The sequence below is a fragment of the Sphingorhabdus sp. YGSMI21 genome (genome assembly GCF_002776575.1).
Classification (GTDB): domain Bacteria; phylum Pseudomonadota; class Alphaproteobacteria; order Sphingomonadales; family Sphingomonadaceae; genus Parasphingorhabdus.
The window spans coordinates 16346-43156 of the sequence record NZ_CP022548.1; the positions used below are offsets into that span (position 1 = coordinate 16346).

A 26811-nucleotide genomic window follows, 5' to 3' on the forward strand; every position below is an offset into this window, starting at 1 on the left:
GGAGGCAGCGCCGCAGCTGTGGTGAAGCCTTTCTTCCTATTAGGCCGAACAGATTTATCAAGAAATCAAAATGCTGCGTTCCAATGTGCACCATCACTAGTAAGACTTCGCTTTCATCCATTGATCACGGCGATCGGTTATTTTTACACCGGAACCGCAAAGAAGCTTGCATCGCGTGATTCGTCGGCGCTATGCAACGTCGATGAGTATGCCAAAATTGAAAGATGTTGATTTGCGTATTGCTGCACATGAGCGTCTTTTTGCGCGTGCCAATCAATGTCCAGACACACTCGTTATTGATGAACTCGGCCTCTCTCACGGTGCTTGCAGGGTCGATATCGCTGTAATAAATGGACATATTCGAGCCTATGAAATCAAGGCTGAAGCGGATAACTTGCTTCGCCTCCCTCGCCAGGTAGAAGCTTATAGCGAAGTCGTTGATGCTGCCTCATTGATTGTGACAGAACACCATCTTGATGCCGCCGTTAAACTTGTTCCAGAATGGTGGGGAGTTATTCTTGCGGAACGCCGCAAAACTGGCGATGTTGCTTTTCGCCGCATGCGTAAAGAATATATAAATCGCGGAGCATTGCCGCTTACATTGGTGAAGCTGTTGTGGCGAACCGAAGTAGCTGATTTACTTCGGCAATATGAAATACCAGAGAAAGAACTGCGTGCGCCCCGCGCGATCTTATATGAACATCTCGTCTCAATCTTGCCGCGACGAACTTTAGGCCGAACTGTCCGAGAAACGCTCAAATCCCGTAAAACGTGGCGAGATCGTGCACGACCTTTGTAATATGGTGGTTAGTTCCGACCCACCGCCAGGTTGTCAGGTTCCCAGTATTTTCAGTTCCAACCTGACATCCGGCAACATAGTTGCTTCCGGGCGAAAAAGCAGCGCCGAGATAATAGGCCGAGCCTGTAATGTGGCCACTGCAAGTGCGATATTGGCCAAATCCATTGTCACGAACATTGTTGCCTTTAGCGATTAGCCATCCATCATCAACCGTATAGCGTATGGTAGCGGAAGGTTTTAGCAAGCGCATGTCGCCTTGCGCAATTGTCGGTGCTGAAATGGCATAATCGCCAAATCCAGGTCGCCTAATGTTTGGGCCAAGTGCACCCAAAAGTGCTTTGTAAAGCAACCACTCGCGTCGTGGCCACAATTGTAATGGACCGGTCACCGATCCCATTGAATCCGGAAATGACGCTCCCACTATCGTCAGACTACGCGCCGAGTTAAAAATAGCGGCACCGGATAAGGCTGCAGAGATCAAAGCTATCAAGTCATCCTGAGGATCAAAATTTGGAGATTCCAAATCTAGCACAATATCTAGCTCGTTGGGTCCAATTCCAATAGTTTCACAAAGCAGATATACATTGGTGTCAAAGTCAGGATCAATCGCATCTTCGAGCGAACAGCGAAGCGCCGCCCCATGGCCAGACCATGTATGGATTTCATGAACAGCGTGTTGGTAAGCATCATCACGGTCCAATCCAGTCACAGGAATGAGCGAAGCGTTGAGCGTTGTACATTCATCAAACAGATGGGCCAACGGATGTCGACCATCTGCCATTCGGGTTGCTGGCGGAAGTAATCCGCAATCTAGCAATGCGTGCCGAGAACCCCATTTTTTTTGAATTCGTGTAGCAAAAGAAACAACGTGTTCGTCGATGGTTTTTGACGGAGTTTGCGTTTCGAAATCAAAGTCCGGCGGCGTGACCTCAATTAGAGGGACAATCCTATCTTTTTGCGCGTCCTCCAAGCGTAGGAGAGCCTGATATTCTCCCTGCCGCCACTTCAAAACTGGCATATAACAATGTTGATTTATCGGCATAATTCTATCCTTACAATCCAAATTGACTACGAACGGCTCCTGCCCCGACCAGAGTTCGTAACAACGTATAGTCACCGGCTTCCCGCCGAACACGGCCAGCGATAATCGCAGAGCCCACGCCGAACCGTTTTGCATCTGCAAATACAGCCTTCTCTGTGCGAGTGAATCTCGACACAGCTATTTTCCACTTATCACCGGGCAACAACGCTTCCTGCGCGAACAGATCCGCTTCATCCTCAACATCGTTATTTGCCGGAGCTTCTGTATCGTCGAAGATTGCCGCGAACTTTCCGGTCCCGATATGCAAAACCAAATGGCCAATTTCATGAAATAGCGTGAACCAAAAGTTATCGAGCCGGTCATGCCGCAAAGTTAAAGCAATAATCACATAATCATCCCACGAACTTAGTGCCGCACCATCAAGCAAGGTTCCGGGCAAATGCCGCTCGATCACTAAGGAAATTCCGATTTGCCGGAGATAATCATGCACCCTGCTCGGGCCATTTTCATCTAGCGAAAGCGAAACAAGGCCAGCAAGCCAAGTTTCATCAACTCTATTCAAATCAAATACAACCGACGGTGGATTACGTTCGGCGAGCATCCGAACACGCGCCTCCCAAGCGGCGATTGCCGCCTCGTGGACCTGGCCAGATGATCGCACTGATTTGCGGTGAAATGCCGCTGCAGAATTATTGGCTTGGACACCTTGAAGAAATGCAGGGACAAGGTCTGCAGCAGACTTGCGGGCGTGAGCTAACGTACCCGAGAAATCTTCAAACCAGCCACGTTTATACATTTCTGCGATCGGAAAAGATTTCCAGGATTCTGGATCAACACTTTCCATACGCCCATCGCCGATGAGAGCTGCTCGTTCTCTGATTTGCACACCCAAAGCGTCCGATATTTCAACAAGACGATCAAGGCTTGCAGACCGGTAACGCTCAGCTTCGTAGCGCTGAATTTGCTGTTCTTTGAAACCCAGAAAGTCCGCCAAATCCTTTTGGCTCATTCCTCGCGCGATCCGTGCGTGGATGAGAATGTCCGGAAGTTCTCCAAGACTTTCAGCTTCAAATTCTCCGATTTGACCGGAACGGAGGGCATCATAGAAGTTAACATCCTCTTCCATTTCATCAATTTGACTTTCAAGCGCTTCGCGCTGTGCGGCAATCAACATTGGATGCAATTCGGCGTTTTCGCCGCTGCCTATCGCTTCTAAGCCCAATTTCATTTTATCGATGAGTATCTTGCTCGACCGATATTGCTTTTCATTGGTAATCATGGCGTCATTCCTGATTGTGGAGCGAGCGAAACCCGCAATATACCTTTGGTGAGGCCGGAATATTTCTCGACTTGGAAAAAGTCCAAGAAAGTTGTCCCGAGGCCACTATCAGCACCGGCGGGAAACATTTCACCGAGGTATTTTGCTTTTTGGGCCGCCCGTTTGTTTACAAAGGTCAACAAAACCGGATCAAGTTGTCCGAAATCTACACCCTTGTGGTCCCAGCAGCCGTCAAAGTCGTCTGGGTGAGCCTTATCCGTTGTAAAGCTGCCATCAATATAAACCGTAGCACAGCCAGCTAAAGCAAGAGCATCCGCAGCACGTTGAAATCCATCAAATAGCCAACGTCTGTGTGGCGTTGTCGCGAATCGGCTCTCTACTTCTTGCATTGTTACATCATGAATACCCGGCGGTAACACTGGATATGGAGATGGTGAGCCAAGGTCGATCAAGTCCGGTATCATGTACACAACAATATTGTTGTGTTAGATAAATGTCAAGTATGAATTGATATCGTAATATTAGCTGATGGGAGGTATTGCTTTAGACACGAGGGGGCATATTGCTCGCGTCAAGTCGACGGTGGATCAACGACACGATCGTCAGTAAATCCTCAGCGTCCGCTTTGCTCATTTCCCAACGGATACGCGCCTCATGCGCGGTCGGATTACGGAACATTCCGAACGCACCTTTGACGAGATTAGCGAAACCGCTTTGCTCACTCTTCTCACTCACTGTACGACGAGCGTTTATCGCAAGCAGAGGTGGATTGCCGCCAAACGCGCGATCAATGAGCGTGCCGCCGTCATCGATCAGGCCCGTCTTGCTACGCACTTTGTCAGCGACGCTTTTCACCGCCTCCTGAACCGCGTGAAAATAGTTGTCCACGAGTAGCTCCGCCCGGCAGAAGGCGAGCACGTCGGGATGAACACCGCGGCCCTCTAGATCCGCTCTCAGATTTTGCGCTCGCCGCTGGGCCTCGGGTAATGTGGTTGCGGAGCTAACGGTTCTCAGGACACCTGTTTCAGCAACGAGAACCCCCGCAAATGCGAGCGCCTGATTTAAAGCTGCCCGCATCGGTTCATATCTGGCAGGCTCTCGGCTGTAACGCGCCGGGCTCATCGCCAACCGAATAAACTCCAGAACATGGGTCCGGTTACGCTTACTATTCTGGCTCTCAGCAAAAGCATTGTAGATACGATGCCGCTTGGTCATCTTTCCAGGATCGATCATCTTTGCCGAGCGGATGAGCAGTTCGATCTCCGGGTTGGTGAGCCCTTCAACAGTGTCGCCCAGCGCACTGGCAATCGCTTCCAGCTCAGCTTGGGTGAAAAGTTTCATTCGGATTTTAAACCTTCTACCTCGGTAAGACCGTCAAAGCTGGCGTCATACTGTCGTGATCGGCGCGGAAGGGATACGATGAGCTCGTCAGTATTTAGCAATCGCTTCTTCAACAGAAAACTCCCATGCTGCTCGTGTATCTCGAAAAACTGTACGGCGCGATCCCGATCTTCGAGCGCCTTCACAACGGCAAACTTCACCGAGGGCGTGCAGCGCGTGCCGAATATTACCTCTTCAAGTTCTAATGGTGAACTGTGCTCACCGCGCATCCCTATCAACCTCCATTCCCGCTCATAGCCCCAAGGTTTTGCCTTCTTGAGTAGTACGGATTCGTCGACCTTCTGACGAGCGGCCTCGTCGCCGTCGAGCATTGCAAAAACGGAACTTGCCTCTACCAAACGGCTGCCGCCATATTGGATTTTATATACGTCATTAGCGGATGCATCCGGAATCGAATACCCAAGGCAAAGACCTCGGTGCTGATCGCCGTAATGGCTCCACATGAGTGGGCAGTTTGCACGCTCCGCCAGCGAGAAGACGCCTTTGTTGTAACGCCGTAAAAGTTCCTCCTGTAGATAATAGCGAAGTAGGTGTTGTGTGGGATCATCAATCTCATAATCGGGATTAGTCGCATTGTAGCGAATATCGGCGAGTAACTGGTCAGCCTTCTTTCGGCTCTGCCGAGCGATATGATTGATGGTTTTAGGTCCACGGTATTTGATCGACTTCGCGGCGGCGGACATCTCTGCCGTCGAACGTTGTTCGATGAGCTGAGACAGGATCCCCTCCAACGCATCGTTGTCAATATCAACGTTAAGAGTGGGTTTCGTATCTAAGGGATCATTGAAGGTGGTTGGATCGGCTAAATAGACGACGTCCTCGACCAACATGGTGAGTGTGAGATTACTAAAGCTGCGATACTTGTAAAGCCGCCTTGGCCGTTTGCCTTTAATCATGTGAGCGCAGCCCTAGGTTTTCTCTCGGAGCTCATCCGAAGTGTTGCTTTTCATATATGGTTACAACCTCTGATCCGTCCCAAACATAACAAAGATGTCGCTCTTGCCGACAGTTGGACAAGAGTTTTGGTCGAAACACTGCTGCGCATTCCCCGACATCATGTCTTACGCTTTGATAGATTATTCCATCTGACCCCGCTTTTCGTAGCTCAATTGCAAGGATTTGAGACGCACTATAATTATCGGGATCATAATACCCTATAGCGGCATCATGCATTTCCCGAATGTCGTGTAGATTTGCATCAAGATCGACCGCATAAACTCGCATATCCAATTCCTGCGGAGGCTCTTCGGTAGCCAGCATAAACTTTACGCGGTGATACCTGGTTTCTGCAACTGCTGTTTCGATACTGCCGCCTACATAGAAGACCCCGAATGTCCCATCAGTAAAACGATCTCCATCGGGATTGAGGTGGGTGAATGCGGCCATGATCGGCGAGGAACCCGGTCCGGATACACGATCCTCTAACGGCACAAGACTCAAATCACCGGCTTCCTCTCGAAGCCGATCATTGGTCAGTGCTTCGACAGCATAAATTGCTTCAAGGTCGTCTGGATCGGTAACCTCCTCGAACAGGTTTATTGGAGGAAACCTGCTGGGTATTATGCGATAACATGGATGCCAATTGACGGCGGTAACCGATATATTCACGGATATCCACGCTGTGCGTCGATATATTGGCGTACCACGAAGAGATCAGCCACATTTCCAGAAACCAAACGATTAAGTGCCGGTTCGCCGCCAAAGAGAGGGGCCTCATTGGGTTTTCGCACCCACTCATCAGCAGATTTTGGCAGCAAAACTTTCAAGCCTTTGTAGATCCCCAATATATAAGATATCCGTTCAAGGGCATCTTTCGATATTGCAGCCACGCCGCCCTTCTTCCAGGACTGAAGCGTCGACCGGCTATCAAGTCCCAATATATTCATTTGCTCCTGTTCACTGAGCTTCCAAGCATCAGCCACACGAAAAAAGGTGCGCAAAGCTGGACCGGTCAAGTCTTTGCGACTCTTGGCCTTGGCTGTTGAAACATTGGACATACGATACCTCCTTGGAATCATATGTGCATATTTTATACACAATTGTCAAGTTATGTGTATTTTATAGACAATCAACCTTTCCGCTAGACAACCACTGTTTTGCAAACGCATTTGTTCTCGCATCAATACTGGCAATGATCGTTTCAGAAATCCGTTCCTGCTGCTTGCGAAGATGGACACGCAACAACTTATCGCGAGTAATATAGCCCGCATTCACACCGCGCAGCGAATGGTTCATCAACAGGTGGATATCGAGTTCGGAAATCTCCGCTGCCTGAGCCAATGTTCGGTACGTCTGTCGCAGATCATTACCCCATTTCGAGAGAACAGATCGAGCTTCTTTGTGCTCGATCATATGCCCAGATTCACTTTCGGCCGGAAAAAGCCAATATTCTGCCTGCACTGGAAAGAGCATCCGACCTATCCGCATGATGCGTATTATGCACCGGATCATCATCCGCGACATGGGGATGTCAAAGGCCCTGTCTGCACCACCTTTGGGCTTTGGGATATGCAATATTCTCCGGCCAAAATCGATATGCTCACTTCTAACAGCCTTGAGTGCTGTCGGACGCGAACCAGTCAACAACGTCAACAGATGAAATTCACGGCGCAGCGGCTTATCCAGTTTGTAAAGCTGCTCAAACCAATCGCTCAGATCATCTTGACCCATGCCCGTGTTTCGCCGCTGCTCCGGATTCCAATCAACTGCGAGAACGGGGTTAAATGATGGTAAATCTCGATTGCCCTTCAAGGCATGGTTATAAATGGCACGCAGCGCCTTCATAGTGCTATTTGCTATGTAGGGACCGTTATTCGAAGAGATGTCTTCATGCCGAATGATGACTAAATCCGGCCGCCTGCCTAATTTCGATAGCGGCCAATCAAGCCAATCTGCCAGTAGGCGCTCCAAATAATATTGATAATTTTCGATCGTGCGTTCTGCCCGCCCCTTTCGTACCATATGAGCGATGCGGTAGCGCTCCCAAGCCATGCGTAATGTAATAGCCCCAGGCCTCAGCCTACTTACATCTCCAGGCTTTTCTCCCTTTGAAAACTTTACCAGCAACTCTTTGGCATTGGTTCGTGCATCACGAGCTGAAATTTCGTTGAATTCACCCAGTTTTTTTTGGACCGAGAATTCGCGGCATCCGTCGCGCCAATATTCTCCTTGAACCATGTAGGATTTTCTACGCTTGCCAATACGGACAAAAAAGCCCTTCAGCTCTACATCGCGCACATTGTATTGACCGCTTTGAGCGAGTGGCATGCGAGCAATTGACTTCTCGGTAAGCAGCATAACTTCACTTTTCATAGAACCTCCACACTTTTCCGTATCTGGCCATCACACTGATTTTCAGAAACAACATTAGTCTGGGTTTAGTCTGGGGAAAGCAATTTCAAGAGTGTGCTGGTGCAACAACGCTATGATACGCTATCCTACTATAACTCATTAACAAATAATATATTTTTGTAGAACTACTTGTCAATATGGAAACCACAGGAAACTCTAGATCAAGCTCATAATTAGTTCTGGGGGTGTGGGGGTCGGAGGTTCGAATCCTCTCGTCCCGACCAGTTTTCAGCCATTTTTTAAAATGCTGAATTCTTATATCACTGCTGTAAGTGCAATGTAAGTGCAGATTTTCTGTTTTTGTTCTCCAAAGCATCACCATCATCCCGGGGATCATCATCGGAGGAATATTTGCGCCAACCAGATAGGTTCTTCAAATATGAGATCGCCTGAATTGGAATAGTGCCAAACATCACCATCCGGACACTTGCCGCAAATACTAACTTTTAATCAGTAGGTCGCTGGTTCGAACCCAGCAGGGCTCACCATAATACGTTGAAGATAAACGATTTTCTGACAGAATGATATTCGAAGTTGCAATATTTGCAACTTGGGTAGCATTTTGGGTAGCAAATGGAAGAAATTCCAATATTCGAAGAACTGATGATGGACCAGTTCTTTCAAAGGTAGGGAATACAACAGCGTTGATTGCTAAACCAACGAACCATCCAACCCAAAACAGTGATAAATGTAAAAACGATTTCCGGTAGCGGCGCCTGCTACCATTTCTCGTCGCGAGTAAACTCGACTGCGGTCGCGTCAAGATCTTTCGCCAATTGATTGAACTCACGATATGCTCCAAGGCGCTCTAGACCATCAAGTCGCTGATCGCCGGAAAGGCGGTCCATGCGGGTTCGAATTAGCGCCGCCACAATTTTCAATGTTGCTGGATCTGGCTTGGTCATAGTTGCGTTGTATCACGATTCAAATTGCGATGCGAACAAGAGCTTTAGGTGTTCAGCGAAACAACACCAGAGGGCAGACGAATAAGATGTGTCATGGTAATCTTTTTTTCTGACAAAAATAAACACTGATTGAACAATCCTGGCTAAAGATGATCGCGTTATCCTGAGCAGTCGATGCTGGGGGGGATCGGAGGTTCGAATCCTCTCGTCCCGGCCAGTTTTCAGCCATTTTTTCAAAATGCTGAATTCTTATATCACCGCTGTAAGTGCAATGTAAGTGCGGATACTCTCTTTTTGTTCTCATCGCACCCTATGGATTTCACGCTCATTCTAGAACATGGTCAAAAAGATCAACCAAATAGGTTCAATTGAAAACAATTTCAATTGAGCGATCTTGGCATGACAAATCAGGCTTTCCTATACTATTTTCAGAAAGTGGCAGTCGCACGTCAGGCTTGAACGACCTGCTGGTCGATCACACCACATGGGGATGAGCCGTCAATTCCGCGCCCTTCGATGCGAATAGGGTCACCAAAAGACAGGAACGGCGTTGTGGCTAGGCCCTTGTCGCGGATCACCTCGATCGCACGAACCTCTGAAATACAGCTTGATCCGACTTCTGTATAGTTTGAATCGGAAACGGTACCCGACTCAATAATCGTTGCCGCTACCAGATCGCGCGTCAATGCAGCATGAGCAACCAGTCCCTGGAAACCAAAATCCATGGCTGCACCAAAACGTTCACCGTACAAGTCAATTTATAAGTCGTGTCAAACACGCCATCTTTCTAGACTTCACCCAGTTCATCGGGTGTCACCGCAAAGGGCACCATCGAACAGGCCGGTTCTGCCTGCACCCAACCAAAGCCGGTTGCCATTTCTATCGGAGCAATCGCGCGCAAAGAGCAGTCGTTGATTTTGACGATTAGTCTGATGTGTTTCGTTGCGTCCGTAGCGCATGTTCCCATTGGAACATGATCTACAATAACACCGAACTCGCCTTCAAAATCAATACCATGTTCGATAGTGGGCAACGACACATCTTCGGTCGGGCCGAAAAACCGATCCGAACACCCTGATACATGAGCGGTTTGTCGGTATTGATTGGATCCAGACCAAACGCGACTTGCATAAGGTCTCCATGAGTTGAAAAGGCAGAGCCGTCGAGCCATTGCCAGCTGCGCGGCATCAGCGCAGCACAGTCGGTGGTCGCAAACTCTTCACCTTCCCCCGAAAAAAGGCGATCAAGTGCTTTGGCAACGCTCGGCTGAACCACTTGCCAGTCACCGAAAACAGCGAGCAAATTGGTTGCCGGACCATCGACCCGAAAAACAGCGCCTCCTGCATCACCGTCCGCTCGCCCATCATCGCAGCATCTCCCGCCTCTACAGGAATGCTGAATCGCATCTCTACAATGCTGACAAGACCGAGTTTTTCAACACAACCCGCCCTCTTGTCGGTCGGTCGACCACCTCTTCGGTATTCTTACAAGCAAACACAATCCGCGCTGGGAGATTCTCGGTAGTCTCGGGCGCTATGCCGTCCAACGGCTACATGGCGCAGTGTAGATCATATCCGCTGTATATAAGGATGAGGATATCTACTCTATCCACGTCGTACATCCCGTTAAGCAACTTCTAGCCGCGGATGACTGCCTGATTTATGCTCCGGCAGGAGTCGATCGCTAGCAACGCCAATAACTGGCTTATACCAAAAAAGGGAGCGAGTGGCCCCAGCCACTCGCTCCAGCTGATCCTATGGGAGAGAAGGATCAGAACCAGTTAGATTTTGGGATCTGACGTGTTCAGCACACCCTTAGATTCCCAACCATTTTTTCCATCGCGGTTCGTATGATGGTCAAGTCTGCTTTGGAAATGCCTTTGAACATCTTCTGATAAACGGCGTTGGCTTCTTTCCGAAGTTCCGGAATAATGTCGATTGCCTTTGGACGCAGGAATATCCGCCAGACACGCCGGTCATCTTCTGCGGACCGACGTTCGACAAATTCCAGTTTTTCAAGATGATCAATCGTCAATCCGATCGTAGCTCGTTCCAGTTCTAGGCAAACTGCCAGCTCGGTTTGCGTCATTCCCTCGGTCTTGATCAGATAGGCCAATGTTCTCCACTGGGTGCGGGACAAGCCGAACTGGGCAATCGATTCATCAAATGACTTGCGCAGGACTCGCGGTACTTCCTCCAGCAAAAACGCAAACTCATCGGTCTCATTCAGGAAGCCGTCTTGCGCGTTTGCGCTCATTGTAGCTGTTTCGGTTGTCATGATAGTGACCATATCGTAAATTCAATATAATATAAAGCCCTTTACTGCATAAATGCCGTCAAGGCGACACGCTCCCGCGATTACTCCATGTAGGTTCACGGGTTGGGGCTGAAGCCAGCTTTGTTTGGGTTAGTATGCTTGTCGAGATAATTGAGGATCACGTCGTCGGTGATATTGCCTGAGGTGGTCGAGAAATAGCCTCGTTGCCAGAAGCGCTGGCCCCAGTAGCGTTTGCGGATATGCTCGAACTCCTGCTGTATCTTGCGCGATGAGCGTCCCTTTGCCCGGCGCACGAAGTCGCTGACTGCAATATGGGGCGGGATCTCGACAAACATATGCACATGATCGCGTGACAGAACGCCATGGATGATCTTCACGCCCAGTTCGCTGCAGACCTGCCGGATGATCTCCCGCACCCGCAGGCGGACCTCCCCATGCAGCACCTTGAAGCGGTATTTTGGAGTCCGGACAATATGATAATGATGATGAAAAGCCGTGTGGCTCCCGCATGAATATGGCATGAGCACAACCCTCGAGAAAATGACTTCGTCTGCGAGCGGGTCATTTTCTGGAGGATAGTGCTGAGCAAACAATAACGGCTGAAGCCTTCTACCAGCTATAAGCTGGTGAGTTTCCTTCAAAGGCGAGACATTAAATAACTTTACTGTTTGGGGCGCCGGAAGCTAGGGGGTAGTCCCATGTATTGCGAAACAGTCAGCATTGAAGGAGCTGGAGGCTTGACCCTCACAGCCGAAGCCAACGGCGAGAGTGGTGCGATGCCCGTCCTGCTCGCTCATGGTGGTGGGCAAACACGTCGTGCATGGAAGAACGTGGTCGGCGACCTTGCGGAGGCGGGTTTCCACGCAATCGCCATCGACATGCGGGGCCACGGCGACAGCGAATGGGCAGCCGATGGCGCTTACGAAACACACGATTTCGCGTCCGATCTGGTCGCCATCGTATCACGGATGGAGCGCAAGCTTGCGCTGGTCGGGGCGTCGCTGGGCGGAATGGCCGGTATACTCGCCGAAGGGGATTTGGCGCCCGGCAGCTTCGCTTCCCTGACACTTGTCGACATCGCACCGCAGATGGAAGTAAGCGGGGTCAACCGCATTGTCGGATTTATGGAAGAGCATATCGAAACCGGTTTCGCCTCGCCCGAAGAGGCGTCGGAAGCGATCGCGCGTTATATGCCCCTTCGACGCAAGCGGTCGAGCGGCGAAGGGCTGCGTAACTATCTACGACACAAAGCCGATGGGCGGTATTACTGGCATTGGGATCCAGCCTTTATCCTTAGCAGCAGGACGGTCAGCAAACGCGATGAAGGGCGCCATCAACGCCAATTTGAAGCATTAAGCCAGGCGACCCAGAACCTCACCTTGCCGGTCCATCTCATTCGCGGCGGTTCGAGCGACCTCGTTTCCGAAGACGCGGTGGAGCATCTACGCGAACTTGCGCCGCATGCGGAATATACCGACATCGCCGGCGCCACTCACATGGTTGTGGGCGATGCGAACGATTCGTTTTCTCACGCCATTCTCGATTTCCTGAAACGACATCACTCCATGCGGGGGCGAGAAACATGAGCGAGGCGCCAGCGCGAATAGATCGGGCACGCATAGAGGAAATTCTCCGTATCGCGCCTTTCCATGCGTGGCTCGATCTGAAGGTTAGGTCGCTGACTCCGCAGCGGCTGGAGCTCGAAATGCCATGGCGCGACGAAATCGTTTCCAATCCTATAATCGGATCGGCCCATGGCGGCGTACTTGCGTCTCTGATCGACCTGACCGGTTTCTACGCCCTCATTGCACAGGGCACGAAAGTAAAGGCTACTGCCGATCTGCGGGTCGATTATCATCGCCCGGCAACCTCAGGCCCGCTCGTCGCAACCGGTTTGATTGTGAAAGTCGGTCAGCAAATTTCAGTGGCCGAAACCAGCGTTACCGGGCCGAATGAAAAATTGCTCGCTAGCGGGCGCGGTGCCTATATATGCGGTGACCTGTAGGGTCGGCATCTAGGATGGCGCCTGCCATCCCAGGCCGAGCGATTTTTGCACCGCAATCCACGCAAGAGTAAGGGCAGCTCTGCCCCGGGCCAAGTCCGTATTGGCCTTCTCCTGCTCGCGCAAAGTCCGGTTGAGATCGATGCGCGAGATCGCCCCCGACTCAAAGCGCTGCCGGTTGAGATCCGCCGATTTATCGGCATGTCGCTTGACCTGGATCAAAGCCGCCAGCGCAGCGCGCTGCTGCGCGAAACGGGCTAAGGCGCGCTCGGCATCCTGCAAAGCTGCAAGCACGGTCTGCCGGTAATTTGCAGCAGCCTCGCGGCGAGCCGCACCTGCCCGGTCGATCGACGCGTCGACCCTTCCGAAATCAAGGAAATTCCATTGCAGGCGCGGAATCGCAATGGCAGAAAACTCGCCTACGTCGAAGATATCTTCCGGCGAGGTTCCCCCCAGCCCGAGGATGCCCATGAACGAGAGTTTCGGAAACTTCGCAGCCTCGGCCACACCGACCCGCGCCGTCGCGGCGGCCAAGGTGCGTTCAGCGGCGCGGATATCGGGCCGCCGCGCGATGAGACTAGCGGGATCACCTACCGCCACTCTTTCGGGCGGCAGGGGGATCTCGCCAATCGGTGCAACTTCGAGAGAAGGCGCTCCCGGAGCGCGCCCGGTCAGAACGGCGAGCGCATCGAGCAACACGGCCTCATCTGCTTCGGCCTCGGCCAGTTGCGACTTGAGCAACTCCAGTTCTGCATTAGCATTTCCGACCGGAAACAGCGGTAGGGTACCTTGCTGATAACGCTGATAGGTCAGAACGAGTATCTGCTCCTGCAACTCGCTTTGCAGGCGGTACCGCACGACCCGCTGCTGTGCCTCGCGCAGGTTCACATAGGCGTTGGCGACGTCTGCAGTTAGCTGGACTCGCGCATCCTCGGCATTCGCTACGGCAGCGGCCAACTGTGCATTGGCTGCCTCGATCCGCCGCCCGGTCCCGCCACCAAAATCGATCTCCCAATTGGCGTTGAGGCCGGCATTATAAAAACTGATGGTATCGTCTTCCTCTTCTGGCGGCATTCCGGGCGTCCCTGGAGGAAGTGGCGGACCGCCCTGAATGTCTAAACCCGGCAGACGGCCCTGCACGACCGTTGCTTGGGTGCCAAGCGATGGCAGACGGCCTGCATTTTCCTGCGCGAGGGATGCGCGGGACTGCGCGATGCGCGCACCCACCGCCTCCAGCGAAGGATTATCGGCGAGCGCCGCCTCGATCAGTCGATCGAGTCCGGGATCGTCGAGTAGAATCCACCACTCGGCGAGTTCCGGCACTGTGCTGCTCACTTTGTCGCCGGCCCGGATGAAACCCCCGGCTCCGCCGGCGGCAGCCAACTCGGGCGGCCCCGCATAGTCTGGGCCGGCGGTGCATCCTGCCAGAGTGGCGGCAATAAGAAGAAAAGGAATTGATTTTCGGATCATGTCGGTATCAGTGCATCGAGAGGGAAACGTTCTTGGGCAGCGGCTTGAGGAACACGACAAGCGGCACCGTTATCACCGTCAACAGACCCATCACGAAGAACACGTCGTTATAGGTCATAACAAAGGCTTCACGTTGGATGGTCCGGTCCAGCACGGCCATTGCTTCATCCATACCGCCGAAGGTCCGCGCCAGCGAATCCAGGTAGCTCTGCAGCGAGACGCTGTTTGCATTCAGAGTTTCTTCCATCCGGCGGCTGTGATGCCAGGTGCGCTGGTCCTGGAACGAGGCGAGGCCCGCTAATGCGAATGACCCCCCCAGATTGCGCGCGGCATTGAAGATGCCCGAAGCATCGCCGGCTTCGTCCTTCGCCACCGAGGCAACAGTCGCCTGGTTGAGGAACATCATCGCCAGGATCATACCCACCCCGCGTATTAGCTGGCTTTCGGTAAACACTGCGCCACCGGATTCGGCTGTAAGGCTGGTGCTCACAAAACAGCTAAGGGCCATCAAGAGCATACCAGCCCCTACTGCGATGCGGATATCAACGCGACGGATCATGAAGGGTAGAACCGGCATCAACAGGAACGCCGGCACACCCATCCAGAAGATTACCAGCCCGGTCTGGAAGGCGTTGTAATCAGATATAATCGCCAGGAACTGTGGGATAACGTAGATCGAGCCATACATCACCATCCCCAACGCGAGCGCCATCACAGCGACGCTCCCGAATTGCCGACTTAAGAGTAGCCGGAGTTTAAGAACGGGTTTGGAGGCGTACAATTGACCGTAGATGAGGGACGCGAACCCGATTACAGTGATCAGGGTAAGCCATCGGATGAGAGAGGAATCGAACCATTCCTCGCGGTGGCCTTCCTCCAGCACGACCGTCAGTCCACCAAGCCCGAGAATCATGCCAAGGATACCGGCCCAGTCTGCCTGGGTCAGATATTCCCAGTTCGGCTTTTCGTGTGGCAAACCTACGAATAGGAGCAAGAGGAGGGTCGCGCAGACCGGGACATTGACAAAGAAGGCGTAGTGCCAACTAAGATTCTCAGTCAACCATCCGCCGATCAGCGGCCCCATGACCGGACCTAAGACGACGGTCATGCCGAACAGCGCCATACCGATGGGTTGCTGGTGGGGAGGCAGCCGCTTCGCCACGATCGTCATCGCAGTCGGAATCAGTACGCCGCCCATAAATCCCTGACCTGTACGACCGATAATCATAGTCGTCAGATCGGTCGCGATCCCGCATAGTATCGAGAAGCCTGTAAACGCAGTCACGGCGATGATGAGCAGCGTACGCAAGCCAAACAGGCGCTCCAGCCAGGCGCTGAGCGGGATGACGACAATCTCGGCGACGAGAAAGGAGGTAGCGATCCAGGTGCCCTCGGTACCGGTCGCCCCGATTTCGCCCTGAATGACGGGAAGCGCGGAATTGACGATTGAGATGTCCAAGGTCGCCAGCATAGCGCCGAGCGCGCCCGCCACCACCGCGACCCAGGCAGTGACGTCGGCATTCTGCGGCTTGGTTGGAGCACCGGTCGGGCCAGCTTGGGCAGGCGCTGCCTCGGTCATTCGGCAGCGCTCGAAATCTCTTCGAGTTCGCCGACGGCACCGCGGGTGTCGATGGTAGCGACGACCGACATGCCGGGCACGAGCAGGCGGCGCACTTCGGGTGCTGCGTCGATGGATATGCGGACCGGGATACGCTGGACGATCTTGGTGAAGTTCCCGGTCGCGTTTTCTGGTGGCAAAATCGAAAATTCGGCCCCGGTTCCGGGCGAGATGCTGTCCACCGTTCCAGCAATCTTGCCATCTGGCAATGCATCCACTTCGAGTCTGACCGGCTGACCCGGTCGCACGAGACCGACCTGCGTTTCCTTGAAATTGGCGGTAACGTAGATCTGGCTCACCGGCACCAGAGTCATGAGCCGCTGGCCGGGCTGGACGAACTGCCCGACCCGGACCGACAGGTCACCAATGCGCCCTGCCCTGCTCGCTTCCAGCCGGGTCGAAGAGACATTGAGGTCGGCAACATCGAGCTGCGCGCGAGCAGCATCGGCCTGTGCCCGGGTCTGCTCGATCTGCTCAAACAACGTGGCGCGGCGCCCTGTGGCGGCCGCGACCGCAGCCTGCGCGGAGGCAAGTTCGGCCCGAGCCTGCTGCGCTTGTGTCACGTACTGGTCGAGTTTTTCGCGCGGTTCCGCCCCGCTGGCGGCGAGCGGGCGATAGCGGTTCACCTGTTTGTTGGCAAGGTCTAGCGTCGCGCGCGCGACGGCCAATTGCGCGCGCGCCTGGCGGATCGCGGCGTTCTGTTCGCTCACCTGCGAGCGGATCGTGTCGGCACCGGCCACCGTGGCCGCGATCTGGGCGCGTGCCTGAGCGGCTTGGGCGCGGTAATCACGCAGGTCGAGCTGGACCAGTGCTTCGCCGCGGGCAACCTGTTGGTTTTCCGAAACCAGCACCGCATCGACGTATCCGGCCACCTTGGAAGAGACCACCACACTGTCCGCTGCAACGTAGGCATTGTCGGTTGACTGCATGTATTGCCCGTAGGTAACATAACGATAATACCACCAGGCACCTGCAAGAACGGCCACGATCACCGCCGCGAGGATGAACAGGCGTAGTTTCCTGTTGGAACGCGATCCCGCAGCCGGTTCATTGTCGCCCTCTACAGCTTCGGAAATATCCTTCATTTGTCCGCTCACTCTATCGATCCCGATTCATTTAACGGGTGAGTTAGAGATAGCCCTACAGATCGTAAAGCACTTTATTATATTTGTTTGGTGTTTCATACCAAGTTGGCTAAAGCAATCCCATGGCCATCTATGAACTCCAAGTGCGCGAATCGAAAGACCGTCGGGAGATAATCACTGACGATGATCGGATATCCAAGAACCTTGAAAAACTCCCGGACGCAACGGACTGAGCCAGATGCCCGGAGATTCGGAAAAACTCATAGGCGACCTTTCGCGATTGGCGGAACTCGGTCGAATTTTTGCCCGTCACGGTGCAATGAATCTGGGTAATGCCCTTGGAATTGCACCTTTTCCGGAAGAAGATGTCAGTCCAGAGCACTTGCGACCGAAATCAATGGTTGCCTTGCTGCGCGATATTGGCCCGATCGGTGTGAAACTCGGCCAACTTCTCGCAACGCGCGGCGATGTGTTCTCTGACGAGTGGATAGACGCCTTGGCCAGTCTTCAGGACCGGGTCGAGCCCCTGCCGTTTGACGCGATCGAGCCTGTTCTCGTCGCCAGTTGGGGCGAGAAGTGGGAGGAAGATTTCACGGCATTCGAGCGCGATCCGATGGCCTCCGCCTCTATCGCCCAAACCTATACGGCAACCTTGCTGAATAGCAGTGACGTGATCGTGAAGGTTCGACGGTCGGGCACTGCGGCCAGACTGGAAGCAGACATGCGCATACTGGTGCGGCTGGCGAAGCTATCCGAGCGGCGGTCGAGCGACATCGCCCGCTATCGTCCAGTCGAGTTCCTCCAGACCTTCGGCAAGAACCTGGCCCGCTAGATGGACCTCGCTGCAGAAGCGCGGGCCTGCGAGCGGATCGGCGGCTACCTTGAAACGCTGGGAGCGAAGTCCCCGGCGATACACTGGCATCTCACCGGCCTGCGGGTGAATGTGCTGGAACGCCTGTGTTGCATCGACCGGTTGAGATCGCACCGCATCGCAGATCGACCGTGTGGCGGAGAAGGCGCGAAACATCGTATTTGCCAAACGCTATGCCGATGCTGTGCTGCGGATGATGATCCTCAATGGCAAATTCCATGGCGACCCCCATCCCGGTAATATTTTCCGGATGGATGCTGACCAGGTTGGCTTCATCGATTTCGGCGCGGTCGGTTTTCTCAGCGGAGCGAGTCGGCAGGAAATCGTCCGTCTGATCCTCGCAATCGCCGACGAACAGGCGGAGGACGTTGCCGATCTGCTGCTCGACTGGGCCGGCAATCCGGCGGTGGATCGCGACCAGCTCGCCCTCGATCTGGACCATATCATCGAAGAATTTCGCGGCACGGTGCTGTCGGGGATCGAATTATCGGCGCTTTTCGACCGGGTTTTCGGCCTTCTGCGCGAATACAGCCTCGTCCTGCCGCCCGATCTTGCCATCCTGCTGCGCACACTGCTGACGACCGAAGGCCCTGTCCTCGCGTTCGCGCCAGACTACAACATTGCCGAAGAGACCAGACCCATCCTTATTGAACTGCTGTCGGAACGGTTCTCGTTCGGTGCGACCCGCAGCCAGCTCACCAAGCTGCGCCGCCGACTGTTCGGTCTTTCGGCTTCCCTGCCAGACCTAATCGGCAATGCCACCATTATCGCCCGATCTGGCTCGATTCCCGTGACCATCGACCCGACCAGTCGTGGGTGCTGGCAGGGATCACCCTAGCGCTCGCACTGATCGCATTGGTCCGGAAATGGAATTGAACCAGCCGACTGCCCATGTCTTAAAGCCAACACAAATAAGCGAAGATCAAACCGGAGAGAGAAATATGACCAGCCCGCAACCCGTCGATCCCGTCCCCGCAGCCACCATGTTGTTGCTGCGCGACGAGCCGGAATTCCAAGTGCTGATGGTAAAGCGGCACCACCAGATCGACTTTGCCTCCGGCGCGCTGGTCTTTCCGGGTGGGAAACCAGCTACGGGTGATGATGCTGCGCAATGGGCCGACCATTGCGCCGGCTGGGACACACTTGAACCGACACAGCGGACCCTGCGGATCGCCGCAGTTCGCGAAGCCTATGAGGAAGCGGGCATCCTGCTGGCCGATAAAAGCGATGGCAGCGCTTTCGAGGGTTCCTGCGACCCGGCAAGCCGCAAGGCGGTCGAACAAGGCGAACTCGCGTTCCTCGACGTGGTTCGTGAGGCCGATGTGCAATTGCGGCTGGACAGGCTTAGCGATTTCGCTCGGTGAATCACACCCACCTTCATGAACAAGCGCTTCGACACTTGGTTCTACGTCGCCCGCGCTCCCGAACGCCAGATCGCGGCGTGCGATGGCTACGAAACCGTGGATGCCGAATGGTTATCACCTGGCGGCGCACTGGCTATGGGCGAAGCCGGGGAGCGGACGATTATCTTTCCCACCAGGCTGAACCTGGAACTGCTGGCCCAGGCCAGCAGTGCGCAGGACTGCGTCGAACGTGCCGAAGCGCGCTTGATCGCGCCAGTCCTCCCGAAAATCGTTCAGCGTGACGGGAAGAACATTCTCACCATTCCCGAGAGTGCGGGTTATGGGGCAGCCAGTGAAGTAGTAGGTTGACGAGATTGCATTCCCGATAGCTCCTGAACGAATGGGTGTTCGAATGAAGGGCAAACAGTTCCGCCTATTCGCAGGCCGTCCAGCCCGGGCTGTTCTGATTGGACTCGGGGGCGGACAGAATTGACGGGGGAAGAATCAACCTGCTGAGAGGAAGGCAGAGGTTGGCAGCAAGTCGGTGCCGAACTCGCTTACGAAAGAAGTAGGCCCGAATGCATTTAAACCTCCACTGTGCTGTTCGACGGACAGTCTCAGCACCTGCGAAAAATGATCGGGCGGATGAGACGACCGCTCGGATCGTGGGCGCGAGAGTTGCGTGCCCACATGCCGCTTAGCTAGCCTTCCTCGCGCAGCTAGCGGCAGGCGAAAGCTCAGCGCGGTATTGAAGCGCTAAGAAGCGAGCATCTGGTTGAACCGCACGTGCTGCTTCAGGTAGTCAAGCGTGCTGTCGAACAATGCCTGCGCCAAATCGAGCATCTCGGCAGCAGCCTGCCACTGCCTCCATATGCCTTGGGTCCAGTGGGCGTGCCCAGCCCCGAGCACCAATATGACTCACGCCATTTTGTATGAAGAGGCGTTTCGTTTGTCGGAATTTTCAGGCCTGCTAGCAAGGTTGACCTTGCTCTTGAGTTCTTGCGGGAATTTTTCGCTAAGGAATTCGTGTACTTCTGTGCGAAACGCGTCGTCGTCCGCGTGGGTGTTCTCTTTCAGCTGGGTCGCCATCATGGTCTCCATCTGAGGATCAGGGTTGCTTCTCCATCGATTGGGCGAGGATTGCGAGATCTATCTCGATGGATCAATATTGCTGTTCGGGCACGTGAAGCACTAGGCCGTCCAGCATCGGCTTCATCGGAATCTGGCACGCGAGGCGGCTGTATTCTGTAGTGCCTTCGGCGAACTGCAGCAGTTCGGCTTCCATCCCGTCTTCCTGCAGCCGACCGACCTTGTCGATCCATTCGGGGTCGACATGAACGTGACAGGTCGCGCAGGCGCAAACGCCTCCGCAATCGCCGTCGATACCCGGCACGTCGTTGAACAATGCCGCTTCGCGCGCGGTTTCGCCTTTGTCGATCTCGACTTCCCGGCGCTCTCCGTCGCTCGCGACGAACGTTACCTTTACCATTTCTATCTCCGCAATATTTGGTTCGGACAATCAGCGGGCATGCAAACGCACCGGCAGATTGGTGATTCCCCGCACCAGATTTGAAAACAGGCGCTCAGGCTCGCCGGTCACTTCGACCCTTGAGAAACGCTTGTGAATCTCTTCCCAGATGATACGCAGTTGCAGTTCGGCGAGGCGGCTGCCCATGCAGCGATGAATTCCATAGCCAAAAGAGAGGTGATGGCGCGGATTTTTGCGGTCGATAATGAATTCGTCCGCTCGGTCGATGACGCTGCCGTCGCGGTTGCCGGAGAGATACCACATCACGACCTTGTCGCCCTTTTTAATCTGTTTGCCGCCGATCTCCCAATCCTGGAGCGCAGTGCGGCGCATATGGGTCAGCGGCGTCTGCCACCGGATGATTTCCGGCACCATGCTGCCAATGAGCGAAGGGTCGTCCGACAGCCTGCGATATTGATCGGGGTTCTCATTAAGAGCCAGCACGCCTCCGCTGATCGAATTGCGGGTCGTGTCGTTGCCGCCCACGATGAGCAGCAGAAGGTTACCCAGAAATTCCAGGAAGGGCATGTCCCTTGTCGCCGGGGAGTGCGCCATAATGGAGATCAGGTCGTTCTTTGGCTCCTCATTGATGCGCTGTTCCCACAGCCCCTTGAAATACATTGCGCACTCGATGAGCTCTTCGCGCCTCGCCTCGTAGGATTCGACGATGCCAGTTTCCGGCGCAGCCGTTGTGATGTCCGACCAGCGGGTGAGCTTGCGCCGTTCTTCCCAGGGAAAGTCGAACAACGTCGCGAGCGTCATAGTGGTCAATTCGATCGAAACCTTGTCGACCCAGTCAATCTCCTCACCGACCGGCAGGTCGTCGAGAATCTTGGCGGCACGTTGGCGAATGATCGGTTCCAGCTGCTGCAAGTTGGACGGCGCGACCGAGGGCGTCACAGCCTTTCGCTGCTGATCGTGCTTGGGTGGATCCATGGCAATGAACATTTCCAGGTCAAGCGCACCCTCAACCGAATGCATGTCCTGAATCGCGATACCGCCAAGCTTCGCCTCGGACGAGAACACCTTGTGGTTGGTATCGACCGCCATGATGTCGTCGAACTTGGTGATCGACCAATAAGGGCCGACATAGCTGTCGCGGCAGTAATGAACCGGATCTTCCTTGCGCAGCCGATCAAAGAACAATCCGATGGTATCGTTCTGGAACAGGCTTGGCCGGGCAACGTCGATCTCTTCAATCGGAATCGCGGCGATCTTGTCTGCAGTATCCATTTCCATGATCTGGGTATTCATATCCTGTCTTCCTCTCCCGCAAGCAATCCTGCCCTAATCTTACAAAAATAATGGTCTAGCCGATTCTTGTCAAGAAAGCTTATAATATTTTCTACTTTTTACCCCACCCTATCGTTTCAAGGCCATTGACAGCGGGCATTGAACGCTTTTAAATGTTATACGACTTTAGCCAAGGGGCAACGATGCAGCCGCAGGTCGAAACAGTGAAGAAAACCAAGCGCGCCTTATCGCTCGCCCAGAACATCGTGCGCGACATCGAGGCGGGGGCGCATTCTCCTGGGGACCGGCTGCCGCACGAGGACGAGATGCTGGCGCGCTACGAGGTTGCCCGTGCGACCTTGCGCGAAGCCTTGCGCTTCCTGGAACTCCAGGGCGTGATCCACCTGCAACTGGGGCGCGGAGGCGGGCCGGTGGTGGCACGCCCGCAGACTGGTGATTTCGCCAATAGCCTGTCGCTGATCCTGCATTTCATGGAAGCGGACCTGCGCGGATTGCTGGAACTGCGCGAGGCGATTGCGCCCGATGTCGCTGCCTATGCCGCGCTGCGCGCGACCACGGGCGACCTGAGTGCACTTGCCGATTGCTTCAAAGAACTGGAGCGCAATGAAGCCGACAATAATTTCGAGGAACTGAACCGCCGTTTTCACGACCTGCTTGGCTGGGCAAGCGGCAATCCGCTCTTTGGCTTGCTAACCTCGACGATGCATTTGCTGACCCGCGAATTCTCGAACTCGCTGGGGTATTCGGCACAAGAGCGAGCGGTCCAACTACGATTTTTGCGCAGCGTTCTCGAATCGGTGCGCACTGGCGACCAGGCAGCTGCGCGGCAGGCGATGAGCCGCCTCGTCTCGGGCTCGGCATCCTATCTTGCGGAACGCAGCCCGGAACTGGTGTCCCAACGGGTCAAATGGGGGCAAATTTAGCAGTTGTAACCAATTGAAGCGTGCCAAAAGGCATCCATGCGGAGAGGAAGAGAAAATGGCACTGAGAAGCCGAATTTGTGAAATGCTGGGAATCGAATATCCGATCCTGCTGGCCGGCATGGGCGGTGCAAGCGTTCCGGCACTGGCCGCGGCAGTATCGAATGCGGGCGGGTTGGGCGTGCTGGGTGCGGCGGCGTGTTCGCCTGAACAGCTGCGCGACTGGATTCGTCAGACCCGCGAGCTGACCGACAAGCCCTTCGGCGTCGATACGCTGCTGCCCGCCTCGGTCACGCGCGGATCCGCACCGCAGAGCGGTGGCGCACCCGAAAATCCGATGGAACTGCTGGGCGAATACCAGCAGTTCACCCGCGATTTCATGGACCGCGAAGGCCTTCCTCAAGTTGATACTGAGGCGGCCATGCGGGCGGCTGGCGCCCCCGAAATGGGGAAAGGCGGGCCTCAGCTCTTCTCGAAGGAGTTCTTTGAAGCGCAGATGGAAGTGGTGATCGAGGAAAAAGTGTCCGTCTATGCTGCGGGTCTTGGCAATCCCGAACCGTGGATGGACCGCCTGCATGCCAATGGCACCAAGGTCATGGCGGTGATCGGCAAGGTTAAACATGCCGAGCAAGTGGTCGGTTCGGGCATCGACATGATTGTGGCGCAGGGTCACGATGGTGGCGGTCACAATTCGCCGATCGGCACCATCTCGCTCATCCCGCAAGTGGTCGATGCGGTAGGCGATCGCGTTCCCGTCATCGGTGCCGGCGGCATTTCGGATGGCCGCGGCGTTGCTGCCGCGATGATGCTGGGCGCCGAGGGCGCATGGATCGGAACGGCGTTCCTCGCGACCGAGGAAGCGGGTATCGAACACTTCCAGAAAGAAGCGATCACCGAAAGCGGCGAGGACGACACGGTGGTCAGCCGCTCTCTTACCGGCAAGCCTGCGCGCATGATTCGCAACAGATGGGCCGATGCATGGGTTGAGGCGGGCAAAGAGCCCCTCCCCATGCCGTACCAATCGATGATTTCCGGGCCGGTAATGGCCTCCGGCATCAAGGCGGAGCGAAAAGACGTTATTCCCGGTTTCGCAGGTCAGGGGATCGGACTGATCGACGCGATCCGTCCCGCCTCCGAGGTCATGCAGGATCTCGTCACGGGGGCCGAAGAGGCGCTTTCATCCGCCAAGTCCTACTCGTGAACCGCGACGGAGGTATTGTCATGAACGAAGTACCAAACTTGCCGCAAGGGCACGAATTGCGCCGCGGCATTCGCCCTGGAGAAGCCTTTTCGGCAATGCGCCGGCTGATAGCGGACAAGGAAGACACTTCGCAGGTATTTCGCATCGTCCAGGCGCTATCGGGCAATTCCTACTACCGCAACTTCCGCCGCTTCGCCGCCTCGCCGCAAGGGCAGACGATCCTGACGGAACGGGCCGATTTGCTCGGCACGCTCAGCGACCGGGAGCGTCTGGCGCGCTGCGCGCCGGGGACGCTTGGCCGCGCTTATCTCGATTTCGTCTATGGCGAGGGACTGACCGCTCAGGGCTTGGCCGAGGCGAGCGAGGCAAGCGGCATGGCAGAATTCAGCGATCCTGCGGTCACGCTCTATCGCCAACGTCTGCGCGATTCGCACGATCTGTTCCATGTGGTGACCGGTTATGGCCGCGATGCATTGGGCGAATTGTGCGTACTCTCTTTTGGCAATGCACAATTCTACAATCACGGCATCACCTTCATCGTTGCGGTCGGTATTCCCAAACTGCTGGCGGAGCAATGGCAGCTCCCCGTCGCGCGCGCCGCGTTTGAGGCGTGGCGACTGGGTCGCAAGGCAGCGGACCTGACCACTTTCTATTGGGAAAGGTACCTCGATCACCCGCTTGAGGAAGTGCGCCGCGATCTGAACCTCCAGCCCCCGGCAGTATATGTAGGCGTGCGTGATCTTTCACAGCGACTGGAGCGTGAGTTTCAGGCGCGCCGGCAAGGCGAGCTGCAGGCATGAACGGTCCCGCCGCCCTAAGCTTCAGCGACAGGTCCGCTATCACTGGCGTTGGCGAAACCGCTTTCGTCAAAGGCACCGAACGCACCGCAGTGGACATGATGCTGGAAGCATCGCGCCGCGCCATCGCGGATGCCGGGCTGAAACCTTCCGATATCGATGGCATGGTGCCGCCGCCGATCTATACGACGTCAGAGGAAATGGCCGCCAATCTGGGTATCGATGTGCTGCGCTATGCCGCCACAGTGCATATGGGCGGGGCCAGCCCGACTACGGCGCTGCAAAACGCGGCAATGGCGATCGCCAGCGGCCTGTGCGACCATGTGCTCATAACGCTGGGCTGGAACGGATATTCGGCGCTCAGGCCCAAGCCAGGTGCGCCGCCGACGCGGCCGATGAACATGAACACGCTGACCAACACGGTCAAAGGCTATTACAGTCCCTATGGCGTGTTTTTGCCGGTGCAAATGTATGCCTGGCTCGCGACCCGCCATTCAAAGCTTTACGGCGTCGGGCCTGACGCAATGGCGGCCGTCGCGCTGGCCTGCCGCCGCCATGCGCAGATGAATCCGCAGGCCTTTACCTATGGGCGCGAGCTGGACGCGGAAACCTATCACTCGGCGCGGTTGATTTCCGAACCTTTCCGCCTTTACGATTGCTGCCTGGAAACCGACGGAGCCTGCGCGGTCGTCGTCTCGCGGATGGACCGGGCAAAAGACATGCCGCATGTCCCCGTCAGCATTGCGGGCGCAGCCGAGGGACATCCCTATCCGGCCGACGACATTCCTTCCCGGCCCGATCCGTTCAAAATCGGCCTCAGCTATGCCGCCCCGCGCGCCTTCGACATGGCGGGCGTTCGCCGCGAGGACATGGATTTCCTGCAGATCTACGACTGCTTTACTTATGTCGTCCTGCTACAGCTCGAAGCGCTGGGTTATTGCGAACCGGGCGGACAGGGTGAATTTGTCGCCGACGGGCAGATCGAGCTGGGCGGGCGCTATCCGGTCAACACCCATGGCGGCCTGCTGAGCGAAGCGCATGTCTGGGGCCTCAACCACGTGGTCGAGGCGGTGCGTCAACTGCGCCACGATTGCGGCGAACGCCAGGTCGAAGGCGCGCAGACCGGGCTGGTCACCGGCTGGGGCGACTTGGGCGATGGCAGTATCGCTATCCTGAGGAGGTTTGCATGAGCGACGAGAAGAATCTTCCGCCCAAAATGCGTGCCTCGGCGCAGAAGGCGCCGCCAAAGCCGCAACCGCGCCCGCAGGATCCGGTGGAACAGGAATTCTGGAACCGTTGCCAGGACGGCAATCTCTATTTCCAGCGCTGCGGCGAATGTGGCACCTTCCGCCACCTGCCGCGCTACATGTGCGCAAAATGCGGCTCGCCCGACTTTTCTTGGGAGCAAAGCAGCGGAAAAGGTACGCTGTTTTCCTGGACGGTCACACATCAGGCTCTGCACCCTGCCTTTGCCGCTGACATTCCGTTCGTCTCGGCGGTGGTGGAACTGGAAGAAGGCGTCCGCATGGCCACGCGTCTGATCGATTGCGACCGCGACAAGCTAGAGCTGGACCTTCCGGTAACGCTCGATTTCGAACTGATCGGCGCGGATTTCCGCCTGCCGGTTTTCCGCCCCGATACGAACCTACCCCACGAAGGATAAGCACG

Annotated in this window: 32 protein-coding genes; 12 read left to right on the plus strand and 20 right to left on the minus strand. The window is 55.2% G+C overall.

All coding sequences use genetic code 11. From position 1 onward, the window contains the following. The first annotated feature begins 202 nt into the window (after positions 1 to 202). Positions 203 to 799: a sce7726 family protein gene (locus CHN51_RS19440; protein ID WP_123906194.1), complete on the plus strand. Its 597-nt coding sequence runs from the start codon at positions 203 to 205 to the stop codon at positions 797 to 799. Here CHN51_RS19440 and CHN51_RS00115 read toward each other — a convergent pair. The 14 genes from CHN51_RS00115 to tnpA form a co-directional block, all read right to left on the minus strand. Next, positions 756 to 1841 carry a beta family protein gene (locus CHN51_RS00115; RefSeq protein WP_164088925.1) on the minus strand — a complete coding sequence of 362 codons (1086 nt, stop codon included), beginning with the start codon at positions 1839 to 1841 and terminating at the stop codon, positions 756 to 758. The two genes, CHN51_RS19440 and CHN51_RS00115, sit on opposite strands and share 44 nt — an antisense overlap. Before the next feature lie 10 nt (positions 1842 to 1851). Then, entirely contained in the window at positions 1852 to 3120 is a 1269-nt protein-coding gene (locus CHN51_RS00120; RefSeq protein ID WP_100092218.1) for an XRE family transcriptional regulator, read from the minus strand. Continuing rightward, positions 3117 to 3572 (minus strand): hypothetical protein, encoded by a 456-nt coding sequence (locus CHN51_RS00125; RefSeq protein WP_206169916.1) that lies wholly within the window; start codon positions 3570 to 3572, stop codon positions 3117 to 3119. The genes CHN51_RS00120 and CHN51_RS00125 overlap by 4 nt, the downstream gene beginning before the upstream one ends. A 91-nt stretch (positions 3573 to 3663) precedes the next feature. Continuing rightward, positions 3664 to 4461 (minus strand): TIGR02391 family protein, encoded by a 798-nt coding sequence (locus CHN51_RS00130; RefSeq protein WP_100092220.1) that lies wholly within the window; start codon positions 4459 to 4461, stop codon positions 3664 to 3666. Further along, complete coding sequence (locus tag CHN51_RS00135; protein WP_100092221.1) at positions 4458 to 5417, minus strand: DUF2971 domain-containing protein; 960 nt, start codon at positions 5415 to 5417, stop codon at positions 4458 to 4460. Before CHN51_RS00135 ends, CHN51_RS00130 begins: the two co-directional genes overlap by 4 nt. A 31-nt stretch (positions 5418 to 5448) precedes the next feature. Next, a complete protein-coding gene (locus CHN51_RS00140) occupies positions 5449 to 6129 on the minus strand; it encodes an RES family NAD+ phosphorylase (protein WP_100092222.1) in 681 nt (226 codons plus the stop codon). Continuing rightward, positions 6126 to 6518: an antitoxin Xre-like helix-turn-helix domain-containing protein gene (locus CHN51_RS00145; protein WP_100092223.1), complete on the minus strand. Its 393-nt coding sequence runs from the start codon at positions 6516 to 6518 to the stop codon at positions 6126 to 6128. Before CHN51_RS00145 ends, CHN51_RS00140 begins: the two co-directional genes overlap by 4 nt. Before the next feature lie 61 nt (positions 6519 to 6579). Further along, positions 6580 to 7833: an integrase arm-type DNA-binding domain-containing protein gene (locus tag CHN51_RS00150; protein ID WP_100092224.1), complete on the minus strand. Its 1254-nt coding sequence runs from the start codon at positions 7831 to 7833 to the stop codon at positions 6580 to 6582. 758 nt (positions 7834 to 8591) lie between these two features. Continuing rightward, positions 8592 to 8777, minus strand: coding sequence for a hypothetical protein (locus CHN51_RS00155; RefSeq protein ID WP_100092225.1), 186 nt, complete (start codon positions 8775 to 8777; stop codon positions 8592 to 8594). A gap of 449 nt (positions 8778 to 9226) precedes the next feature. Further along, positions 9227 to 9502: a hypothetical protein gene (locus CHN51_RS20355; RefSeq protein ID WP_254305635.1), complete on the minus strand. Its 276-nt coding sequence runs from the start codon at positions 9500 to 9502 to the stop codon at positions 9227 to 9229. A gap of 62 nt (positions 9503 to 9564) precedes the next feature. Continuing rightward, positions 9565 to 9816, minus strand: coding sequence for a fumarylacetoacetate hydrolase family protein (locus CHN51_RS20360; protein WP_346426346.1), 252 nt, complete (start codon positions 9814 to 9816; stop codon positions 9565 to 9567). Further along, positions 9756 to 10079, minus strand: a complete 324-nt coding sequence (locus CHN51_RS20365; RefSeq protein ID WP_346426347.1) for a hypothetical protein — start codon at positions 10077 to 10079, stop codon at positions 9756 to 9758. Before CHN51_RS20365 ends, CHN51_RS20360 begins: the two co-directional genes overlap by 61 nt. Before the next feature lie 501 nt (positions 10080 to 10580). Then, positions 10581 to 11054 (minus strand): MarR family transcriptional regulator, encoded by a 474-nt coding sequence (locus CHN51_RS00170; RefSeq protein ID WP_240616806.1) that lies wholly within the window; start codon positions 11052 to 11054, stop codon positions 10581 to 10583. A 95-nt stretch (positions 11055 to 11149) separates the two neighbouring features. Further along, entirely contained in the window at positions 11150 to 11575 is a 426-nt protein-coding gene (gene tnpA, locus CHN51_RS00175; RefSeq protein ID WP_100092228.1) for an IS200/IS605 family transposase, read from the minus strand. Positions 11576 to 11791: 216 nt separating this feature from the next. Here tnpA and CHN51_RS00180 point away from each other — a divergent pair, with 216 nt between their 5' ends. Next, entirely contained in the window at positions 11792 to 12640 is an 849-nt protein-coding gene (locus CHN51_RS00180) for an alpha/beta hydrolase (RefSeq protein ID WP_240616807.1), read from the plus strand. Continuing rightward, complete coding sequence (locus CHN51_RS00185; RefSeq protein WP_100092230.1) at positions 12637 to 13059, plus strand: hotdog fold thioesterase; 423 nt, start codon at positions 12637 to 12639, stop codon at positions 13057 to 13059. The genes CHN51_RS00180 and CHN51_RS00185 overlap by 4 nt, the downstream gene beginning before the upstream one ends. Positions 13060 to 13068: 9 nt before the next feature. Here CHN51_RS00185 and CHN51_RS00190 read toward each other — a convergent pair whose 3' ends face one another. Genes CHN51_RS00190 through CHN51_RS00200 form a run of 3 tightly spaced genes read right to left on the minus strand, consistent with a single transcriptional unit; the run spans position 13069 to position 17229 of the window. Then, positions 13069 to 14526, minus strand: coding sequence for a TolC family protein (locus tag CHN51_RS00190; RefSeq protein ID WP_100092231.1), 1458 nt, complete (start codon positions 14524 to 14526; stop codon positions 13069 to 13071). 7 nt (positions 14527 to 14533) lie between these two features. Beyond that, complete coding sequence (locus CHN51_RS00195; RefSeq protein ID WP_100092232.1) at positions 14534 to 16105, minus strand: MDR family MFS transporter; 1572 nt, start codon at positions 16103 to 16105, stop codon at positions 14534 to 14536. Continuing rightward, a complete protein-coding gene (locus CHN51_RS00200) occupies positions 16102 to 17229 on the minus strand; it encodes an HlyD family secretion protein (RefSeq protein WP_100092233.1) in 1128 nt (375 codons plus the stop codon). Before CHN51_RS00200 ends, CHN51_RS00195 begins: the two co-directional genes overlap by 4 nt. A 319-nt stretch (positions 17230 to 17548) precedes the next feature. Here CHN51_RS00200 and CHN51_RS20055 point away from each other — a divergent pair, with 319 nt between their 5' ends. The 4 genes from CHN51_RS20055 to CHN51_RS19935 all read left to right on the plus strand — a co-directional run bounded on the left by CHN51_RS20055 (position 17549) and on the right by CHN51_RS19935 (position 19812). Continuing rightward, a complete protein-coding gene (locus CHN51_RS20055; RefSeq protein WP_240616809.1) occupies positions 17549 to 18061 on the plus strand; it encodes an AarF/UbiB family protein in 513 nt (170 codons plus the stop codon). A gap of 172 nt (positions 18062 to 18233) precedes the next feature. Continuing rightward, complete coding sequence (locus CHN51_RS20060; RefSeq protein WP_240616810.1) at positions 18234 to 18938, plus strand: AarF/UbiB family protein; 705 nt, start codon at positions 18234 to 18236, stop codon at positions 18936 to 18938. A 103-nt stretch (positions 18939 to 19041) separates the two neighbouring features. Continuing rightward, on the plus strand, positions 19042 to 19464 hold the full coding sequence (locus CHN51_RS19930) for an NUDIX domain-containing protein (protein WP_206169917.1): 423 nt from the start codon (positions 19042 to 19044) through the stop codon (positions 19462 to 19464). A gap of 15 nt (positions 19465 to 19479) precedes the next feature. Beyond that, entirely contained in the window at positions 19480 to 19812 is a 333-nt protein-coding gene (locus tag CHN51_RS19935; protein ID WP_206169918.1) for a hypothetical protein, read from the plus strand. Positions 19813 to 20361: 549 nt separating this feature from the next. Here CHN51_RS19935 and CHN51_RS19665 read toward each other — a convergent pair. The 3 genes from CHN51_RS19665 to CHN51_RS00225 all read right to left on the minus strand — a co-directional run bounded on the left by CHN51_RS19665 (position 20362) and on the right by CHN51_RS00225 (position 22225). Beyond that, positions 20362 to 20535, minus strand: coding sequence for a hypothetical protein (locus CHN51_RS19665; protein ID WP_164088927.1), 174 nt, complete (start codon positions 20533 to 20535; stop codon positions 20362 to 20364). 70 nt (positions 20536 to 20605) lie between these two features. Then, positions 20606 to 20932 (minus strand): 2Fe-2S iron-sulfur cluster-binding protein, encoded by a 327-nt coding sequence (locus tag CHN51_RS00220; protein ID WP_100092235.1) that lies wholly within the window; start codon positions 20930 to 20932, stop codon positions 20606 to 20608. Between the two features lie 30 nt (positions 20933 to 20962). Further along, on the minus strand, positions 20963 to 22225 hold the full coding sequence (locus tag CHN51_RS00225; RefSeq protein ID WP_100092236.1) for a cytochrome P450: 1263 nt from the start codon (positions 22223 to 22225) through the stop codon (positions 20963 to 20965). A 182-nt stretch (positions 22226 to 22407) separates the two neighbouring features. Between CHN51_RS00225 and CHN51_RS00230 the strand changes: the two genes are divergently transcribed. From CHN51_RS00230 to CHN51_RS00250, 5 genes are read left to right on the plus strand one after another with little or no spacing between them, the layout of a single operon-like run. Beyond that, positions 22408 to 23148 carry an FCD domain-containing protein gene (locus tag CHN51_RS00230; RefSeq protein ID WP_100092237.1) on the plus strand — a complete coding sequence of 247 codons (741 nt, stop codon included), beginning with the start codon at positions 22408 to 22410 and terminating at the stop codon, positions 23146 to 23148. A 55-nt stretch (positions 23149 to 23203) separates the two neighbouring features. Continuing rightward, on the plus strand, positions 23204 to 24346 hold the full coding sequence (locus tag CHN51_RS00235; protein ID WP_100092238.1) for a nitronate monooxygenase: 1143 nt from the start codon (positions 23204 to 23206) through the stop codon (positions 24344 to 24346). Between the two features lie 20 nt (positions 24347 to 24366). Next, on the plus strand, positions 24367 to 25146 hold the full coding sequence (locus tag CHN51_RS00240) for a ubiquinone biosynthesis protein COQ4 (RefSeq protein ID WP_240616811.1): 780 nt from the start codon (positions 24367 to 24369) through the stop codon (positions 25144 to 25146). Then, positions 25143 to 26333 carry a transporter gene (locus tag CHN51_RS00245; protein WP_100092240.1) on the plus strand — a complete coding sequence of 397 codons (1191 nt, stop codon included), beginning with the start codon at positions 25143 to 25145 and terminating at the stop codon, positions 26331 to 26333. The genes CHN51_RS00240 and CHN51_RS00245 overlap by 4 nt, the downstream gene beginning before the upstream one ends. After that, positions 26330 to 26806, plus strand: coding sequence for an OB-fold domain-containing protein (locus tag CHN51_RS00250; RefSeq protein WP_100092241.1), 477 nt, complete (start codon positions 26330 to 26332; stop codon positions 26804 to 26806). Before CHN51_RS00245 ends, CHN51_RS00250 begins: the two co-directional genes overlap by 4 nt. Positions 26807 to 26811: the final 5 nt, after the last annotated feature.

Bases quoted from the DNA above. Each gene is read 5' to 3' on its own strand.
- CHN51_RS00145 (WP_100092223.1), bottom strand. From the start codon at position 6,518: ATGTCCAATGTTTCAACAGCCAAGGCCAAGAGTCGCAAAGACTTGACC.
- CHN51_RS00135 (WP_100092221.1), bottom strand. From the start codon at position 5,417: ATGATTAAAGGCAAACGGCCAAGGCGGCTTTACAAGTATCGCAGCTTT.
- CHN51_RS00230 (WP_100092237.1), top strand. From the start codon at position 22,408: ATGCAGCCGCAGGTCGAAACAGTGAAGAAAACCAAGCGCGCCTTATCG.
- CHN51_RS00120 (WP_100092218.1), bottom strand. From the start codon at position 3,120: ATGATTACCAATGAAAAGCAATATCGGTCGAGCAAGATACTCATCGAT.
- CHN51_RS00245 (WP_100092240.1), top strand. From the start codon at position 25,143: ATGAACGGTCCCGCCGCCCTAAGCTTCAGCGACAGGTCCGCTATCACT.
- CHN51_RS19665 (WP_164088927.1), bottom strand. From the start codon at position 20,535: ATGATGGCGACCCAGCTGAAAGAGAACACCCACGCGGACGACGACGCG.
- CHN51_RS00240 (WP_240616811.1), top strand. From the start codon at position 24,367: ATGAACGAAGTACCAAACTTGCCGCAAGGGCACGAATTGCGCCGCGGC.
- CHN51_RS00225 (WP_100092236.1), bottom strand. From the start codon at position 22,225: ATGAATACCCAGATCATGGAAATGGATACTGCAGACAAGATCGCCGCG.
- CHN51_RS00220 (WP_100092235.1), bottom strand. From the start codon at position 20,932: ATGGTAAAGGTAACGTTCGTCGCGAGCGACGGAGAGCGCCGGGAAGTC.
- CHN51_RS19930 (WP_206169917.1), top strand. From the start codon at position 19,042: ATGACCAGCCCGCAACCCGTCGATCCCGTCCCCGCAGCCACCATGTTG.
- CHN51_RS00170 (WP_240616806.1), bottom strand. From the start codon at position 11,054: ATGACAACCGAAACAGCTACAATGAGCGCAAACGCGCAAGACGGCTTC.
- CHN51_RS00190 (WP_100092231.1), bottom strand. From the start codon at position 14,526: ATGATCCGAAAATCAATTCCTTTTCTTCTTATTGCCGCCACTCTGGCA.
- CHN51_RS19440 (WP_123906194.1), top strand. From the start codon at position 203: ATGAGTATGCCAAAATTGAAAGATGTTGATTTGCGTATTGCTGCACAT.
- CHN51_RS00195 (WP_100092232.1), bottom strand. From the start codon at position 16,105: ATGACCGAGGCAGCGCCTGCCCAAGCTGGCCCGACCGGTGCTCCAACC.
- tnpA (WP_100092228.1), bottom strand. From the start codon at position 11,575: ATGCCATATTCATGCGGGAGCCACACGGCTTTTCATCATCATTATCAT.
- CHN51_RS00115 (WP_164088925.1), bottom strand. From the start codon at position 1,841: ATGCCGATAAATCAACATTGTTATATGCCAGTTTTGAAGTGGCGGCAG.
- CHN51_RS00150 (WP_100092224.1), bottom strand. From the start codon at position 7,833: ATGAAAAGTGAAGTTATGCTGCTTACCGAGAAGTCAATTGCTCGCATG.
- CHN51_RS19935 (WP_206169918.1), top strand. From the start codon at position 19,480: ATGAACAAGCGCTTCGACACTTGGTTCTACGTCGCCCGCGCTCCCGAA.
- CHN51_RS20355 (WP_254305635.1), bottom strand. From the start codon at position 9,502: ATGGATTTTGGTTTCCAGGGACTGGTTGCTCATGCTGCATTGACGCGC.
- CHN51_RS00235 (WP_100092238.1), top strand. From the start codon at position 23,204: ATGGCACTGAGAAGCCGAATTTGTGAAATGCTGGGAATCGAATATCCG.
- CHN51_RS00250 (WP_100092241.1), top strand. From the start codon at position 26,330: ATGAGCGACGAGAAGAATCTTCCGCCCAAAATGCGTGCCTCGGCGCAG.
- CHN51_RS00155 (WP_100092225.1), bottom strand. From the start codon at position 8,777: ATGACCAAGCCAGATCCAGCAACATTGAAAATTGTGGCGGCGCTAATT.
- CHN51_RS00130 (WP_100092220.1), bottom strand. From the start codon at position 4,461: ATGAAACTTTTCACCCAAGCTGAGCTGGAAGCGATTGCCAGTGCGCTG.
- CHN51_RS00200 (WP_100092233.1), bottom strand. From the start codon at position 17,229: ATGAAGGATATTTCCGAAGCTGTAGAGGGCGACAATGAACCGGCTGCG.
- CHN51_RS20055 (WP_240616809.1), top strand. From the start codon at position 17,549: ATGAATCTGGGTAATGCCCTTGGAATTGCACCTTTTCCGGAAGAAGAT.
- CHN51_RS00185 (WP_100092230.1), top strand. From the start codon at position 12,637: ATGAGCGAGGCGCCAGCGCGAATAGATCGGGCACGCATAGAGGAAATT.